Raw genomic sequence first — 1,387 nt, forward strand, 5'->3', positions numbered from 1 at the left:
CCGGTCAGAGTGTCGTCGTCGAAGGTGTGCGCCATGGCACCCACCTTAGGGGCGGGTGCACGGGCCGCGACGGCCCACCTCCCGGGGCAATGGCCCCGCGACGCAATCGTCACAGGAGCGTCACGGCGGCGGGTCGTATGCGCATCGTGATCTACGCTGAAAGGACTGACCAGGGGGTGAGGATGCGGGGTTTTCGTCGATCGCGGCGTCTTGCGGTGGTAGCCGGCACGCTCGCGTTGGCGATCACGCTGGCCGCGTGCTCGTCGACCGACACGGTGTCGCTGCCGCTGCCCGATCAGGTGGATGCCGCCATCGGTGGCGATGTTCAGGCCCAGCTGCAGACGGCCGTCGAGCGCGCCGTGGCCGCATCGGGCGCATCGGGCGCGATCGTCGGCGTGCGCGTTCCGTGGGCAGGTGTCTGGGACGCGGGCGTCGGCACGGTCGCTCCCGGCGGCGCCGCGGTGAACGACTCCATGACCTTCCATGCCGGTGCCGTCACCCGGTCGATGACCTGTGACGTGCTCTACGGCCTCGTCCACGACGGCGTGGTCTCGTTGGACGACCCCGTCGGCACGTATGTGACGGGTCTGGGCGATCAGGGTGCTCGGGACGGCCTGACGCTCGGTCAGCTCTGCGATTCGACATCGGGTATCGGCGCGTACGATCCGACCGTCGATGCGCGCATGCGCGCCACGCCCTCCCGCGTCTGGACTCCGCGGGAGCTGATGGCTTTCGGAATGTCCCAGGCATCGAACGTGCAGCCGGGCACCGTGTTCGCCGACTCCGACACCGGTTACGTGCTGCTCGGGTTCGCCCTCGAGCGGGCGACCAGCAAGACGGCGGCGCAGCTCTATCAGCAGTACGTGTTCGGCCCGAACGGGATGACTTCCACGTCGTTGCCCGACAACGGCACCGCCGACCTGAACGGCCTGTGGACGGGCGCGGCGGCCGACGGCACCGCCGCGTGCACCGCGCCGACCCCGATCGTCGGCTTGTCCTCGAGCGCCGGCTTCACGGCATCCGGGGTCATCAGCGACCTCGCCGATATGGGCCGATACGTGCAGGCGCTGGCGATGGGGCTGCGTCCCTACGACGCCCCCGGCCGCTTCGAGAACCCGCTGCCGGCGGTGGCGAACGGTCCGTCATGGTTCACGGCGCGCGGGGGGAGCTACCAAGCCGGCAGCCTCATCGGGCAGTACGGCTCGGTCCCCGGCGCGCTGACGGCGGCGTTCGCCGACCGCACGACCGGCATGAGCGTCGTCGTCACCTTGAACAACTCGCGGGCGTCGGCCGACCTCGTCCGCAGTCTCGCCTGGGAGCTCGCTGCCATCGCGTCGAAGGCGCCGGCGGCGGCGGGACGCACCGCCCCGCAAGCGGGGCTGCCCTG

General features: G+C 70.9%; 1 protein-coding gene. It reads left to right on the forward strand.

Annotated elements, in window-relative coordinates; genetic code table 11:
- Positions 1 to 215: 215 nt before the first annotated feature.
- On the forward strand, positions 216 to 1,387 hold a 1,172-nt coding region (locus I5I_RS12520; protein ID WP_239640114.1), incomplete at its 3' end, for a serine hydrolase domain-containing protein.

Source organism: Microbacterium sp. B24 (assembly GCF_000333415.1).
Taxonomy (GTDB): Bacteria; Actinomycetota; Actinomycetes; order Actinomycetales; family Microbacteriaceae; genus Microbacterium.